This window comes from Streptomyces sp. W16 (assembly GCF_033194735.1).
Classification (GTDB): domain Bacteria; phylum Actinomycetota; class Actinomycetes; order Streptomycetales; family Streptomycetaceae; genus Streptomyces.
Genome location: NZ_JAWOAI010001110.1, coordinates 1 through 1,167, shown reverse-complemented (window position 1 = coordinate 1,167; position 1,167 = coordinate 1). Strand labels below are relative to the sequence as shown.

Genomic DNA, 1,167 nt, shown 5'->3' with positions numbered 1-1,167 from the left:
GGTGTTGGCGCTCGGCCGTCGCCCGCACTCCCGGGGTCTCGGCGGCGCGCTCGACGGCGTACTCGTGGATGGTCTCCAGCATGCGGTAGCGCATGCCGTCGGATGCCTCCTCCGGGGTGGCCACGATCAGGGACTTGTCGACGAGGGCGCCGATCAGGTCCGCCGCGGGGCCGGTGCACACGCTCTCCGCCGCCGCGAGGTCCCAGCCGCCGGCGAACACGGAGACCTCCCGCAGCAGGGTCCGCTCGTGCTCGTCGAGCAGGTCCCAGGACCAGTCGACGACGGCCCGCAGGGTCTGCTGGCGGGGCAGGACAGTGCGGCTGCCGGAGGTGAGGAGGCGGAAGCGGTCGTCGAGGCGGTCGGCGATCTGGCGGGGGGTGAGCAACCGCAGCCGGGCGGCGGCGAGTTCGATGGCGAGGGGCAGGCCGTCGAGGCGCCGGCAGATCTCCGTCACCGCTTCGGTGTCCTGGAGCACGGCCTGGGCGTCGGGGCGGACGGCGGCGGCGCGCTCCGCGAAGAGGCGGTGCGCCTGGTCGGGGACGAGGGGCTCGACGGGGCGCACCGACTCGCCGGGGACGCCCAGGGGTTCACGGCTGGTGGCGAGGATCGTGAGCCCCGGGCAGCGGGTCAGGAGGGTCTCGGCGAGGTCGGCCACCGCGCCGATGACATGTTCGCAGTTGTCAAGGATCAGGAGTCGGCTGCGCGCCGCGCAGTACTCGATCAGCAGGGCGACGGGGTCGTCCTGCGGGACCGCCAGCTCGGTGGTCATCAGCACGGTCTCGCGCAGACCGAGGGCACTGACCACCGCGCCCGGCACCGCCTCCGGCCGGTCGAGCCGGGCGAGCTCGACGAGCCACGCCTGCGGGAGCCCGGCGGCGGCTTCCTCGGCGAGACGGGTCTTCCCGGAGCCGCCCGGTCCGGTGAGCGTGACGAGGCGGGCCCTGTGCACTTCGGAACGGATGGCGGCGATCTCGGGTTCCCGGCCCACGAAAGAGGTAAGCCGTGGACGCAGGTTGCCGTTGGTTTCCGGCTGCCGGGCCGGGTGATTGCCGTTGCGTTCCGGCTGCCGGGCGGGGTGATCGCCTTCGCTTTCCGACTGCCGGGCGGCGTGGCTGCCGTTGGGCTCCGGCCGGCGCACGGCGCGGGCCGCGGGCCCCGGCTTGAGCA

Annotated in this window: 1 protein-coding gene; it reads right to left on the bottom strand. The window is 74.3% G+C overall.

Annotation, left to right across the window (positions count from 1 at the left end):
* The coding region (locus R6V09_RS53495; RefSeq protein ID WP_317888606.1) for an ATP-binding protein at positions 1-1,167 on the bottom strand (1,167 nt) is incomplete at both ends.